General features: G+C 31.8%; 27 protein-coding genes. All 27 read left to right on the top strand.

The annotated features are described in order from the left end of the window. The first annotated feature begins 230 nt into the window (after positions 1–230). Complete coding sequence (locus WC223_13205) at positions 231–758, top strand: M23 family metallopeptidase (GenBank protein ID MFA6925196.1); 528 nt, start codon at positions 231–233, stop codon at positions 756–758. A 19-nt stretch (positions 759–777) separates the two neighbouring features. Next, on the top strand, positions 778–969 hold the full coding sequence (locus tag WC223_13200) for a hypothetical protein (GenBank protein ID MFA6925195.1): 192 nt from the start codon (positions 778–780) through the stop codon (positions 967–969). Between the two features lie 392 nt (positions 970–1,361). Then, on the top strand, positions 1,362–2,036 hold the full coding sequence (locus tag WC223_13195; protein MFA6925194.1) for a hypothetical protein: 675 nt from the start codon (positions 1,362–1,364) through the stop codon (positions 2,034–2,036). Between the two features lies 1 nt (position 2,037). Then, entirely contained in the window at positions 2,038–2,286 is a 249-nt protein-coding gene (locus WC223_13190; GenBank protein MFA6925193.1) for a hypothetical protein, read from the top strand. 10 nt (positions 2,287–2,296) lie between these two features. Next, positions 2,297–2,440 (top strand): hypothetical protein, encoded by a 144-nt coding sequence (locus WC223_13185; protein ID MFA6925192.1) that lies wholly within the window; start codon positions 2,297–2,299, stop codon positions 2,438–2,440. Positions 2,441–2,569: 129 nt separating this feature from the next. Then, positions 2,570–2,746: a hypothetical protein gene (locus WC223_13180; GenBank protein MFA6925191.1), complete on the top strand. Its 177-nt coding sequence runs from the start codon at positions 2,570–2,572 to the stop codon at positions 2,744–2,746. 114 nt (positions 2,747–2,860) lie between these two features. Continuing rightward, complete coding sequence (locus tag WC223_13175; protein MFA6925190.1) at positions 2,861–3,136, top strand: hypothetical protein; 276 nt, start codon at positions 2,861–2,863, stop codon at positions 3,134–3,136. A 4-nt stretch (positions 3,137–3,140) separates the two neighbouring features. Further along, entirely contained in the window at positions 3,141–3,767 is a 627-nt protein-coding gene (locus tag WC223_13170) for a DNA cytosine methyltransferase (protein ID MFA6925189.1), read from the top strand. Positions 3,768–3,769: 2 nt separating this feature from the next. Continuing rightward, entirely contained in the window at positions 3,770–3,982 is a 213-nt protein-coding gene (locus WC223_13165) for a hypothetical protein (GenBank protein ID MFA6925188.1), read from the top strand. Positions 3,983–4,156: 174 nt separating this feature from the next. Beyond that, positions 4,157–4,294 carry a hypothetical protein gene (locus WC223_13160; protein MFA6925187.1) on the top strand — a complete coding sequence of 46 codons (138 nt, stop codon included), beginning with the start codon at positions 4,157–4,159 and terminating at the stop codon, positions 4,292–4,294. A 268-nt stretch (positions 4,295–4,562) separates the two neighbouring features. Next, entirely contained in the window at positions 4,563–4,751 is a 189-nt protein-coding gene (locus tag WC223_13155) for a hypothetical protein (protein ID MFA6925186.1), read from the top strand. Positions 4,752–4,801: 50 nt separating this feature from the next. Further along, positions 4,802–5,272, top strand: a complete 471-nt coding sequence (locus tag WC223_13150) for a hypothetical protein (protein ID MFA6925185.1) — start codon at positions 4,802–4,804, stop codon at positions 5,270–5,272. Beyond that, positions 5,247–5,576, top strand: a complete 330-nt coding sequence (locus WC223_13145; GenBank protein ID MFA6925184.1) for a hypothetical protein — start codon at positions 5,247–5,249, stop codon at positions 5,574–5,576. Before WC223_13150 ends, WC223_13145 begins: the two co-directional genes overlap by 26 nt. A gap of 107 nt (positions 5,577–5,683) precedes the next feature. Next, positions 5,684–5,863, top strand: a complete 180-nt coding sequence (locus WC223_13140) for a hypothetical protein (GenBank protein ID MFA6925183.1) — start codon at positions 5,684–5,686, stop codon at positions 5,861–5,863. Positions 5,864–5,878: 15 nt separating this feature from the next. Beyond that, positions 5,879–6,436, top strand: coding sequence for an HNH endonuclease (locus tag WC223_13135; protein MFA6925182.1), 558 nt, complete (start codon positions 5,879–5,881; stop codon positions 6,434–6,436). Then, positions 6,427–6,783 carry a hypothetical protein gene (locus WC223_13130; GenBank protein ID MFA6925181.1) on the top strand — a complete coding sequence of 119 codons (357 nt, stop codon included), beginning with the start codon at positions 6,427–6,429 and terminating at the stop codon, positions 6,781–6,783. Before WC223_13135 ends, WC223_13130 begins: the two co-directional genes overlap by 10 nt. A 20-nt stretch (positions 6,784–6,803) precedes the next feature. Continuing rightward, on the top strand, positions 6,804–7,028 hold the full coding sequence (locus tag WC223_13125) for a hypothetical protein (protein MFA6925180.1): 225 nt from the start codon (positions 6,804–6,806) through the stop codon (positions 7,026–7,028). A gap of 60 nt (positions 7,029–7,088) precedes the next feature. Beyond that, the gene (locus tag WC223_13120; GenBank protein ID MFA6925179.1) at positions 7,089–7,298 is read left to right on the top strand and encodes a hypothetical protein; all 210 of its coding nucleotides are present in this window, start codon (positions 7,089–7,091) and stop codon (positions 7,296–7,298) included. 25 nt (positions 7,299–7,323) lie between these two features. After that, complete coding sequence (locus WC223_13115) at positions 7,324–7,542, top strand: hypothetical protein (protein MFA6925178.1); 219 nt, start codon at positions 7,324–7,326, stop codon at positions 7,540–7,542. A 341-nt stretch (positions 7,543–7,883) separates the two neighbouring features. After that, on the top strand, positions 7,884–8,330 hold the full coding sequence (locus WC223_13110; GenBank protein MFA6925177.1) for a hypothetical protein: 447 nt from the start codon (positions 7,884–7,886) through the stop codon (positions 8,328–8,330). Positions 8,331–8,360: 30 nt separating this feature from the next. After that, a complete protein-coding gene (locus WC223_13105) occupies positions 8,361–8,618 on the top strand; it encodes a hypothetical protein (GenBank protein ID MFA6925176.1) in 258 nt (85 codons plus the stop codon). A gap of 51 nt (positions 8,619–8,669) precedes the next feature. Beyond that, positions 8,670–8,807 (top strand): hypothetical protein, encoded by a 138-nt coding sequence (locus WC223_13100; GenBank protein MFA6925175.1) that lies wholly within the window; start codon positions 8,670–8,672, stop codon positions 8,805–8,807. A gap of 169 nt (positions 8,808–8,976) precedes the next feature. Next, the gene (locus WC223_13095; protein MFA6925174.1) at positions 8,977–9,156 is read left to right on the top strand and encodes a hypothetical protein; all 180 of its coding nucleotides are present in this window, start codon (positions 8,977–8,979) and stop codon (positions 9,154–9,156) included. A gap of 42 nt (positions 9,157–9,198) precedes the next feature. After that, a complete protein-coding gene (locus WC223_13090; GenBank protein ID MFA6925173.1) occupies positions 9,199–9,456 on the top strand; it encodes a hypothetical protein in 258 nt (85 codons plus the stop codon). Between the two features lie 41 nt (positions 9,457–9,497). After that, positions 9,498–9,731, top strand: a complete 234-nt coding sequence (locus WC223_13085) for a hypothetical protein (protein MFA6925172.1) — start codon at positions 9,498–9,500, stop codon at positions 9,729–9,731. Between the two features lie 40 nt (positions 9,732–9,771). After that, positions 9,772–9,927, top strand: coding sequence for a hypothetical protein (locus WC223_13080; protein ID MFA6925171.1), 156 nt, complete (start codon positions 9,772–9,774; stop codon positions 9,925–9,927). Positions 9,928–10,548: 621 nt separating this feature from the next. Continuing rightward, on the top strand, positions 10,549–10,905 hold the full coding sequence (locus WC223_13075; protein ID MFA6925170.1) for a hypothetical protein: 357 nt from the start codon (positions 10,549–10,551) through the stop codon (positions 10,903–10,905). Positions 10,906–11,043 lie beyond the last annotated feature (138 nt).

The following is an 11,043-nucleotide window of genomic DNA, read 5'->3' as shown; positions in this document are numbered from 1 at the left end:
ATTTCGTTGGAAAAGTTGTTGCGGTTATTTATCGCTGAAATTGCAGTTGGCAACTATGTCAAAATAGTTGTATGCGTTTCAACAATAAGACCGCCACAGCTGTCATTTCAAGAAGGGAGGTAATTTATCTTCAATTCACATAGGGGCTGGCTTTCGTAGAAGCCATTGGCTAATAAGCCAAATGAGAGAATAAAGGTCTTATTACGACCCCAGCCCCTCTTTTCAATATTATGAAAAATCTTTGCAAACCTTATAAAGAATTTCAATTAAGTAATATAACGCAGGGCTGGTCAGAACAGCACAAGGCTTTTGATTTAGCACGCTGGGATAAGAAAAGTTATGGAACGATATTAGTAGCAATGGAAAATTGTATTGTGGAAAATATAGCTACTGCTGAAAACTGGGATAATGGTTGGGAAATGGAAAGAGGATATGGTGTTCTATTAAGGTCTATTGCTAATCCCGAAGTTAAGTATTCTTATTGGCATTGCTTACCATTCTTTCCAGTTAAGAAAGGCGACACAGTTTTACAAGGACAGCCAGTAGCACAAATGGGAAATTCTGGGTTTTGTTTATCTAATGGCGTTGTTGTACTTTTAGCAGACAGATTAAAACCACCATACAAAGGAACGCATCTACATATGTCTTGTCCTAAGGACACGATTGATAGAATTGATTATACTGTCCATATTAAGATTGATTTAATGACTACGATTTATTTGATTTTAGGAAATATGATGAGTTTTATAAACAAGTAATATTATTAACTAAAAAAATATGAACCTACTTCAGTCAGCGTCAAAAGTCGTTTTCTTATTATTAGCATTAACAGCGTGTGTTGCGTTTTTTATAGGAAAATTAGACCCTAAAGATTTTATGAATTTATGTCTGATGAGTTTTACTTTTTACTTTTCTTATAAGGGCAGTGATGCAGTAGCTACTGAATCGCAACCATACGCAGGAAAATGAATACTTATTTAAAAATAGTTTTCACAGCAATTACAATTTTTATATTGTTTTGCATTGCGGAAAATATTGATAGTGGGCAAGAACTTTGGAGTGTGATAAAATAAAATTATAGCTCGTCTGTTAGTTTTTAATTCTTGCGGCGATGCCCTAAGGGGAACAAATCATATAATCTAACCAAAAAGAATAACGGCAGACTTGTGGCAGAGCCGGGATCTCCGGCTTTTTGCTTTATCCACTTGACAAAGGTTTTTAAAAAAAATATAATAGATATATAGTTTAAAAATAGACACACTTATGACAAATAATAATTTAATTTATTCGCAACAAGCAGAAGTGGATTCTATGGGCGTCATAACCCGTGTCTGTCCACCTCTGCTTTTTGCGTGGAAATTATGAAAATAGAAAAAGTAAACTTTTTTGTAGTCAGTAGAAATTTACTTTATTCCAACCGTTGGCTCTGTGAAAAGTTTACAAGAGGTCAAGCGTGGGTAGATTTATTTGGATTAGCACAACACACAGATAGTTATTTTGTAGTTAGAGGAATAAAAGTAGAAATTAAAAGAGGACAGTTAGGATACTCTCAATTAACATTAGCTCAAAGGTGGAAGTGGAGTAGAGATAAAGTGAGGCGTTATTTAAAGTGTTTAGAAAGTGATGGCGATATAAGACAACAGAATAATGAGATTACAACCATAATTACCATTGTGAATTATGATATATGGCAATTAGATAATACAACAAACAAGACAACAAACCAGACAACAGAAAAACAACAGAAAAACATCAAACAAGACACATACAATAATGTAAAGAATGATAATAATGAAAAGAGAGGGGCTTTCGCCCCACCCTCTTTAGACGAAGTTAAAAATTATTGTCTTATAAGAAAAAACGATATAGACCCTGAAAACTTTATAGACTTTTATGAGATGAAAGGGTGGATGGTTGGAAAAAATAAAATGAAAGATTGGCGGGCGGCAGTCAGGACTTGGGAAAACAGAGATGTGAAACCAAAGGTCGAGGAAAAAGCAATAATACCCAACTACGCAAAAGGTTGGGCAAAATAATATGAAATATAATTGGTATTCAAAGTTCGTACCACTAAAACTATGGAATGATTTTTATTCTTTAACCGGTGGATATTCTTTTTTAGAAGAAAATAAACAAACAAAAGAAGTAAGGATTGGATTTTTAGCAGTAATCCAGCCGGAGGCTTGTTTAGAAATATCTGATATTGATGATTTAATGAAAATACAAAAACACAGGGAAGCGAATAATCATTATCCGCAACCATTTGAGAATATAAAAAAGAATTAAAAAAGGGAATATGAAAATAATATTTTGGAATAATTACGAATATCCATTTCAGGAGTTTTCTTTATTCAGTATTGTTCTAAGGCAGGAAGAAAATATAGTTTGTTTAAGTATCGGTTTTATGGGATTTGGAATTGGCATAGGTTTTAAAAAATAATTAACCAGAGAATGGTTAGCGACTGTGGAGGGAGTAATCCCCTGTGCTATCAAATATGTGGTATCAAGTCCGAGTAAAAATCAGCCACAAGCCATAGTTAATAATTAACAGCAGAAATGCTTAAAATATATGGAAAAAGAACTTAAAAAAATAGATGAAATAAACCCAAGGTTAGCAGAATATTTGGAGAAAAACTCACGACAAGACTCAGATATGCTTATTTTTGATGAGCAAGACGCTACAACTTTGGCGGCAAATATAACAATATTTTTAAAAGGGGTGGCAACTCCAAAGATTACCGAATAAAGATATGAGTTTTATAAACGATGATTGGTGGAATTGGTGGTGTATTGGTTTTATATGTGGAACAATATTTTGGGGAATAATATCTTTTATTAGTGGTAAATAATTATTAAACTTATGAACATTATTGTACAAGACATTAGAGGAAAGAAAATGATGGAAGTAGCAATGACTATAAAAAAATCAACCTTAAAAAGATTTTCTAAGGACGGCGATGAAGCTAAACATTTTTTTAGAGAGATGTATTATCAGTTTTTTTTGAAAGAGAAATCAGAAAGATTAAGAAAGGAAATAGCAGAATTGTTAGCTGAAGTAAAAACAAAAGGAATAGATTTGAATGAAAAGGTTTTTAATAGTTTATTAGAAAAACAAAGAGAATTATTTAACTATTAAATTTATGAAAATACTTAATCTTTATTGCGGAATCGGCGGCAATCGTAAAAATTGGGGAGATGACCACACTATAACTGCGGTTGAAAATGTAGAAGAAATAGCCAATATTTACCAGGACTTTTTTCCAAAAGACAAAGTGATAATCGCAGATGCCCACCAATATCTTTTAGATCATTATAAAGAGTTTGACTTTATATGGAGTAGCCCACCTTGCCCAACACATTCGGACTTTGCGAAGTTAGGGGCGTTATCAGAAGATTATGGTAGTGGGAATCATTTAAGAAAAGCGAAATATCCTGAAATGAGTTTATATCAAGAAATTATATTATTGCAACATTTTTATAAAGGTAAATGGGTTGTGGAGAATGTTAATCCTTATTACAAGCCACTTATTGAACCACAGATAATCCAACGCCATTGTTTTTGGTCAAACTTCTTAATACACGATATAAAAGTTGACGCTGATAAAATCAAATGGGGAAAAGTAAAAGAGTGGCAAGAAAAATTAGGTTTTAATTTAGAAAGTAAAAAAGGAATAGATAAAAGAAAGGTTTTAAGAAATTGTGTAAGACCAGAAATAGGACTACATATTTTTCAAGAAGCATTTAAAGAATATAAAACTTTAATTTAAATATGTACTACACCTGTAAGTGCGGAACTAAATTAAATTCGGAAATAAAGAACTGCCCAATATGTGCTGACCTTGAAAATGAAAGATTAAGGCAATTAAAGCCGGAGGTTGTTAGAACCAGAGATAGGTATAGGAAAGCACTTGATAGATATAATCTTGCCCAGAGGGAGAGGCGGGCAGCGGCGAAATTGGCCTGTGGAGAAACAGGGGCTTGACGGGACTTTTTGATAATGATAACATAAGGTATAAACAAAACATTATGAAATTAAAAAAACCAACAGAGTTCCTTTGCGAGAAGTGCTTAATCAAAATGCGAGATTACGACAGCCAACGAAAAAAGAAATGGAGAATAAAAGTCGAGAAAAATAATAAAATTAAAAAATAATAATATGAAATATCATACAGTTAGAAAAATTAAAAGAGAAAATCACACAATAGAAAATATATTAAAAGTCGGCTATTGGATTGTGATGTTATCGGCCATAGCATACTTCGGCACACATTATATTCTTTATTTAGTAAAATAATATGTTTAATAATTTCGTAGATAATTTATTGCTTAAAAATGATAAAGAAGTAGTAATCGCATTATTTAAGCAGGGTAGCACACCGCAAGAAATAGCTCACGAATTGAATATATCGCAGAACTGGGTAGAAGAAATTACGGAAGGATTTGAGATTGAGTTTATAAACGATCTAAATAGCGAATTAGTACACAACGACTAATTGACTCCGCAGGAGAGGAGAGAGTTTTCAGGAGTGAATTGCTCTCTTCTCCCGCAAGCCATAAAAACTATGAACAAAGAAATAGAGGAACAACTTAAAACAGATTATAGAGCCGGAAACTTCTTGCCGGAAAACTATATCTCAAAAGAGCCAGACCCGAGATTAAAAAAGTGGGCAGAGGAAGCTGAAGAGAGTCGGGCTCAGGTAGAAGAATTAGAGCAAAAGTTAATATTATTTAGAAACAATTTAAACTTATGAAAAAAGACGAAATACAAGAGAACAATTTCTTTCCAAGCAACGATTACAAAGTGCCGGAAACCTCAAACTATATGAAACTAACAGAGGGAGTACACACTTTTAGGGTATTATCTTCGGCAATAGTAGGATACGAGTATTTTAAAAGCGATAATAAGCCGGTAAGAAGCAGAGATATTTTTGATGAGATACCAGATGATATGAAAAAGGACGGCAGGATTAGCCACTTCTGGGCATTCGTTGTGTACAATTATGAGGCAAAGAGAGTTCAGATTTTAGAAATAACGCAGAAAACCATAATGACTCCCTTAAAAGCATTGATTGATAATCCAAAATGGGGATCTCCGTTTTCATACGATATAACGATTACCAGAAAAGGAACAACCAAACAGGATACAGAATATACAATAATGCCAAATCCAAGTGAACCATTATCAGAAGAAGTGCAAAATGCATATATCGGCGGTCCGAAAATAGATTTAGAAAAACTTTACAAGAATGAAGACCCATTTACCGGAAAATAAAATACGAACCAGCCAGCAAAACAAGGCACTCCACAAGTATTGCGAATTATTGTCAGGTTGCCTTGTAGAGGCTGGTATTACGCAAAAGGTACTATTTGAGGGATTGGAGGTAGAAACCTCACCAGAGGCCGTTAAAATGCTTTTCAGAGCCATTGGAAAGGCGAGGTACGGAAAGGAAAGCACCGCAAAGTTCACAACAAAGGAAATGACTTCAATATTCGACGAAGTTAATTTACACATCTCCAAGTGGGGGATCTATGTAAAATGGCCGAGTACTGAGCCGGAATACGGAGATAACTATTAAACTTATGACCCTAACTATGACCCTAAACACACTTTATTTCATCATAATCGCAGTATCAATCGTATTAGCGTTAGTGGGTATATTCTTAACTATTAGAAACTAAACTTATGAAATACTGTTCAAATTGCGACATAGCACACGAAGAAATGAACTGTCCTTTGTGTAAAGCAAATGAAGAAATTAGTACCTTGGAATCAGATATTGGCGAAAGAGATTCAAAAATAGAAGAATTAGTTTTGGAAAATTTAAAATTAGACGAAGAAATAGAAAGTAGAAAACAAAATTAAAACTTAGAAACTAAAATGCCATTTAAAAAAGGTTTTCATCCGAAAACAGAATTTAAAAAAGGACATACTTCTTGGTGTAAAAAACTACACATTCAAACAAATACAGGAAAAACACATTTTAAAAAGGGAGTTTATCAGGGTTATGGATTTAAGAAAGGAGTTTACCAAGGTTATGGTTTTAAAAAAGGTTGTGGTGGTTTTACTGGAAAACACACGGAAGAATCAAAAACAAAAATGAGCGTTAAAAAAATTGGAAGAAAACACACTGAAAAAGCCAAGAGAAAAATGAGTATTGCTCAATCTTTAAGAAGAAGTAAAGAGCCACGGAAAGAACGGAAGAGGTATGTTCATACAAGAGATAAAAAATATTTACAATGGCGTTCAAATATTTTCCAAAGAGACAACTGGACCTGTCGAACTTGCGGGATTACTGGTTGCTATTTAGAAGTTCACCATATTAAAAGTTGGGCTAAATACCCAGAATTAAGATACGATGTTGAAAATGGAATTACTTTATGTAAAGAGTGCCATAAATTAACAAATAATTATAAAAATAAAAAAATATGCCAATAAATCCAAATCTAATTATAGACCAAGACATAACAGTACCCTTTGAAGACCTTTTTAAAGGCGGATACGAAGCACATAAAGTTCCTGATATGGAAAAAACATACACAATAACAAAAGTAGAAAAAGGAGAAATTGGAACATTTGTAGGAATACCAGTTGAAGAAACAAGAGGAACTAATAATTTAAAAGAAAGATTAGAATCATTGATAGGATACTCATTCGGAACAGTATCTGCTCAATTTATGAGCCAAGCACCAGAGATAGTTATGCCAGCAGATGAGTTAGCAATTATCATGGATAATTTAGTATCGGATATTTTAAAAGAAGTAAAAGAAGATAAGCCACTTTAATACTTTTAATAAATAAGACTATGGACTGCAATGAAAGTGTAATTATAATGTCAGCGGTTAGATATATGCTCGGCAGAATGTCTTATGGAGTCGGCTGTGTTTGCGATTATGTTAAGAGCCAAAAAGATAGATTGACACAATCAAACAAAGAAGTAATTTGTAGAGATATTGCGGAATTTATAAAAGACCACCCAGACATTAAATATAAAGAAGAATGGGAGTCGGTAATTAAAGAGTTAATTTAATACTTTTAATTTAGAAGTAAAAGAAGATAAACCACTTTAATACTTTTAATAAATAAGACTATGAAGATAATTAAAATTGAAAAGTTGCCGATAGAAGTGTTAGAAAAAGTTAAGATACTGGGTAATGTTTTTGATGAAGCCGAAAAAAGGAAAGAAAACTTTGATAAGATGGTTTGCGGATTAAGTGTGGTTCTGCGGGAAAAATACAACATAACATCAAAGCAATGGAACGAAGATATTGCACCAGAATTGAGAAAATACTTTGGTTAATTTAATACTTTTAATAAATAAGACTATGTGGCTAAAAACAAAAATTAAACAATATCTGTGCGACCATAAAAATAAAGTAAAAACAAGGCAAATAAACACCAAACAGATTGATTATGGAAAAGGGTTATTTAGGGAAGCAAGTAAGGGTTGGGTAATTTGTAAAGATTGCGGAAAAATTACTTGGCACTGGAATTTCTCTTTGAAGGATGCTCCGTGGCAGAAAATAAATTGGAAAATTAAGTAATTTAATACTTTTAATTTAGAAGTAAAAGAAGATAAATAATATTAAACAAGGGATTAAGTTCCCAAAATAGATGAAGCAAAAAAATCTAAGAATATTAAAAAAGATAAGATGCAATAATTGTGGACTTGAAGAAAAAGTACACCCACATAAATATTGCAAAAGTTTTATTCATATTTGTAGAAAAAAAATTAACTTATCAAAGATAGAAAAAATGTTTGATAAAGAATTTCCCAAAATAATGGCAAAAAATAAAGTTAAAAATTTTCCAAGAGAAGCATTCATTGATATTAAAAAATGCTTTAGAAATAATTTTGAGGATTAAATTTTATAAAATAAATAATATGAAAGACGAAGATATAAAGTGGGAAGACAATTTAAAACCTAAAATGAAATATACTGGGGTTGAATTAGACCAAGATGTTAGACAATCTTTGCAAGATTTATTGGATTATTATTGGGAAGAATTGAAACCACAAATCCACCAACTCATCCTTGAAAAAGTTAAGCAAGCAGAAGACAAAGGATACGCAGAAGGTGTTAGATTAACTGAAAAGAAATATCAAGGAGAAATATTGGAAGCGATAGAAAAAACAGTTGAAGAGAGAAATAATTTTTGGAGAACCATTATTAAGGATGCATCATCTTCACAGAAGGAAGCCCGAGAGGAAGCGAGGAGAGAGGTAATGGATAAGATAATCAATATAATTGCTAAAAGAATGGTAGAGAGTAAAACAGACAAAGAAGTAGATTTTGGTCAAGATGTCTTAAAACAATTAACCGAGATATAGACGATATATTAAACTTATTAGAAAAATAATATGAACGACCCAATAAAAGCATTTGAGGAAAAATTTAAAAATAGTGATAATTATTATTTAAAGTTTTGTAAAGGAAGTATTGAGCAATTCATTACAGATATTTTAGCAGAGCAGAGGAGAGAGCTGGTTGAGAAAATTGAAAGGATTGATAAGTCAAATTCACTAATAAAAAGTAAAGAATACCCAGAATATAGTGAGGGATGGGATATAGGATTTTACTATGCTATGTCTAAAGTTTTAGAAATTTTAGAAAAATAAATAATGGGGAATGGGTAAAAGACGATATATTAAACTTATTAGAAAAATAATATGAAAGATAATAAAAAAGACAATAAGATACACGAATTATTATCATTATTGCCAGCAATGGAATATCATCTTAAACAGGCAGAAAAAATAAGAAAAGATATTGCTAAGATTAAAATAAAAGATTTGAGGAAAAAATAAATTAACCAGAGATAAGGAGGTTTCGTTCCCTACTGTAAAAAACAGCACAGCACAGGCTACCGAACCCTCGTTAGAAAGAAGCATCCATTGTTATCTAAAAGGGTCAAGAATGGTATGCTATCGGTTAAGTGCCAGTAGGGAGCAAAGCCCCTTTATCTCATAAAAATATATGGAAAAAGAAACAACTATAATTACCTTAGAACATACCGATAAATTTTGTTTTGATGGCTGTCCAGGGAGAAGAAAGTTTGAGGGGAAATCTTTTATAGAATTGTGTCCTTGTAATTGTCATAGAAAAATAAGCTTTAACACTGGAACAGAAAATGTAGATTTTAGTAAGACTTATTAACTAATATGCCAAAATAATTAACAGCAGAAATGCTAAAAATATATGAAAACAACTCTTTTAACAAAAGAAAATAGACAACAAATGGTTTTTACACCAGAAACAGAATTTGAAAAAGATATATTAAAAATGTTTCATTCAGAGATAACCAATCCAATACCATTTGACCCAGAAAATCTATCTAAGGTTGAATTATCTACTAACGCAAAGATTTATTTAGGAGGTTTTTATGATTGTGCTGGTGGTTGGACAAGAGAAAATAAAAGTGAAGATAGTTTAATAGTAGTTTTTGATAAAATTTAAATAAATATTTTAATAATTAACAGCAGAAATGCTTAAAATATATGAAATTTAAAATAACAAAAGAAAATTATGAATTATTGGGTAGAAGTTTTAAGGAACAAGATTGTGCAGTTATAGAATTAGAACCAATTATAAATACGGCAGCACAAGCAATTTTTGAAAATCAAATCAGGAATGAAGCATTTGAGAAAGGGATTGAATATGGTTATAAGGAGGGATTTTATGAAGGTAGATGTCCTGAAAAACATTTTAGATATTGTAAGTGTTGTAGATAATTTTTAACCTCCCGAAAGGTGTAATTTCGGGGAAAAGAATATGAAAATAAAAAAGAGTATTAGAGAATACGAAGGTAAAGATTTTGAACAATTTAAAAAGCAAATAGAAAAACAACTTAAAAGAAAAATATTAATGAATTTAGAAGGATATAAAATGAACTTAGAATATATAATAAGGATGATTGAAAATATTTAACTTTTATGAACCCAAAAGCTAAACAAAGAAGCAATGTATAACTCAGACTTTATTCCAATTAAGCCAATATCAATAAACTCTTGCTTTCAAGGTCGGCGTTTCCGGACATCAGAGTTCAAAGCGTGGCAGGAGGCAGTCCATTACAAACTTCCACCGCTGCAAGAGTTCCACAAATATCCGGAAGATATACATATGAGGATATATATCTATTTGAGAAATCCAAAGAGATCAGATATAGATAATTATCTAAAACCGATCATAGATTGTTGTGTAAAGGCAGGATTGATTAAAGACGATAGGTATATCACATATTTGGAAGTTATCAAAAAGTGTGGAAGAGAGGAGGGGTTTGAGGTAGAAATATTAAACTAAACAAATAATTATGAGTGATATCCCACCGGACTGCTTAACATCAAGGCAACTGTTAAGCATAGAAAAGAAATCAGCTTTCTCAATAGTTCAGCAAGAAACATACGCTACATACAACAAGTGTGATGGAAGTATTATAATGTCATCAAAGGAATGGAACTTGGCTAACCCAATATCAACGATCTTGATGATATTCCTTATTATAATAGTTTTAGTGTTAATGTATTTTGACGATAAACGGAATAAAAGATAATGAAGAAAAAAAATAAAACAGTTAAAGATTATTTTTATGATTATCTTGAATCTGAAATAGAGGAATTATATGATGGATTAAAAGATGAAATTAAAGATAAGTTTATTCTATTATCAGTAAAAGACGGAGAATTAAGGTCGGGTGCAAGTTGTGAGTATATGACACTTCCTCCAACCATAAGAATATTTATCAATTCTTTAGAAATAGGATATAGACAGGAACTAAAAAGGTCTTTAAAAGAACTTTTAACACACGAAATAATACACGCAATTCAAGGTAGAAATACAGAAGACCAAAGAGGTAGAATGGAAGAAGAAGCATATCAAAAACAAAATAAAATAAATTTTTGGAAATAATGGAAGAAATTGACTTAAAAGCCTATAATAGAAAGATAACGATTGATAAATGGTTTATGCGTTGGATTACTTTCAAGGCATTCACTGATCGGGGAAATGCGTGGATTGATAATATAAAACACTTCGCAAGGTGGGGAG

It is taken from the genome of Bacteroidales bacterium (genome assembly GCA_041671145.1).
Lineage (GTDB): Bacteria > Bacteroidota > Bacteroidia > Bacteroidales > JAHJDW01 > JAQUPB01.
Note: the sequence above shows the minus strand (reverse complement) of the source record. Positions and strands in the feature narration are given on the sequence as shown.

Coding starts and splice junctions, on each gene's coding strand:
- WC223_13205 (MFA6925196.1), top strand. CDS start 231: ATGAAAAATCTTTGCAAACCTTATAAAGAATTTCAATTAAGTAATATA.
- WC223_13200 (MFA6925195.1), top strand. CDS start 778: ATGAACCTACTTCAGTCAGCGTCAAAAGTCGTTTTCTTATTATTAGCA.
- WC223_13195 (MFA6925194.1), top strand. CDS start 1,362: ATGAAAATAGAAAAAGTAAACTTTTTTGTAGTCAGTAGAAATTTACTT.
- WC223_13190 (MFA6925193.1), top strand. CDS start 2,038: ATGAAATATAATTGGTATTCAAAGTTCGTACCACTAAAACTATGGAAT.
- WC223_13185 (MFA6925192.1), top strand. CDS start 2,297: ATGAAAATAATATTTTGGAATAATTACGAATATCCATTTCAGGAGTTT.
- WC223_13180 (MFA6925191.1), top strand. CDS start 2,570: ATGGAAAAAGAACTTAAAAAAATAGATGAAATAAACCCAAGGTTAGCA.
- WC223_13175 (MFA6925190.1), top strand. CDS start 2,861: ATGAACATTATTGTACAAGACATTAGAGGAAAGAAAATGATGGAAGTA.
- WC223_13170 (MFA6925189.1), top strand. CDS start 3,141: ATGAAAATACTTAATCTTTATTGCGGAATCGGCGGCAATCGTAAAAAT.
- WC223_13165 (MFA6925188.1), top strand. CDS start 3,770: ATGTACTACACCTGTAAGTGCGGAACTAAATTAAATTCGGAAATAAAG.
- WC223_13160 (MFA6925187.1), top strand. CDS start 4,157: ATGAAATATCATACAGTTAGAAAAATTAAAAGAGAAAATCACACAATA.
- WC223_13155 (MFA6925186.1), top strand. CDS start 4,563: ATGAACAAAGAAATAGAGGAACAACTTAAAACAGATTATAGAGCCGGA.
- WC223_13145 (MFA6925184.1), top strand. CDS start 5,247: ATGAAGACCCATTTACCGGAAAATAAAATACGAACCAGCCAGCAAAAC.
- WC223_13140 (MFA6925183.1), top strand. CDS start 5,684: ATGAAATACTGTTCAAATTGCGACATAGCACACGAAGAAATGAACTGT.
- WC223_13135 (MFA6925182.1), top strand. CDS start 5,879: ATGCCATTTAAAAAAGGTTTTCATCCGAAAACAGAATTTAAAAAAGGA.
- WC223_13130 (MFA6925181.1), top strand. CDS start 6,427: ATGCCAATAAATCCAAATCTAATTATAGACCAAGACATAACAGTACCC.
- WC223_13125 (MFA6925180.1), top strand. CDS start 6,804: ATGGACTGCAATGAAAGTGTAATTATAATGTCAGCGGTTAGATATATG.
- WC223_13120 (MFA6925179.1), top strand. CDS start 7,089: ATGAAGATAATTAAAATTGAAAAGTTGCCGATAGAAGTGTTAGAAAAA.
- WC223_13115 (MFA6925178.1), top strand. CDS start 7,324: ATGTGGCTAAAAACAAAAATTAAACAATATCTGTGCGACCATAAAAAT.
- WC223_13110 (MFA6925177.1), top strand. CDS start 7,884: ATGAAAGACGAAGATATAAAGTGGGAAGACAATTTAAAACCTAAAATG.
- WC223_13105 (MFA6925176.1), top strand. CDS start 8,361: ATGAACGACCCAATAAAAGCATTTGAGGAAAAATTTAAAAATAGTGAT.
- WC223_13100 (MFA6925175.1), top strand. CDS start 8,670: ATGAAAGATAATAAAAAAGACAATAAGATACACGAATTATTATCATTA.
- WC223_13095 (MFA6925174.1), top strand. CDS start 8,977: ATGGAAAAAGAAACAACTATAATTACCTTAGAACATACCGATAAATTT.
- WC223_13090 (MFA6925173.1), top strand. CDS start 9,199: ATGAAAACAACTCTTTTAACAAAAGAAAATAGACAACAAATGGTTTTT.
- WC223_13085 (MFA6925172.1), top strand. CDS start 9,498: ATGAAATTTAAAATAACAAAAGAAAATTATGAATTATTGGGTAGAAGT.
- WC223_13080 (MFA6925171.1), top strand. CDS start 9,772: ATGAAAATAAAAAAGAGTATTAGAGAATACGAAGGTAAAGATTTTGAA.
- WC223_13075 (MFA6925170.1), top strand. CDS start 10,549: ATGAAGAAAAAAAATAAAACAGTTAAAGATTATTTTTATGATTATCTT.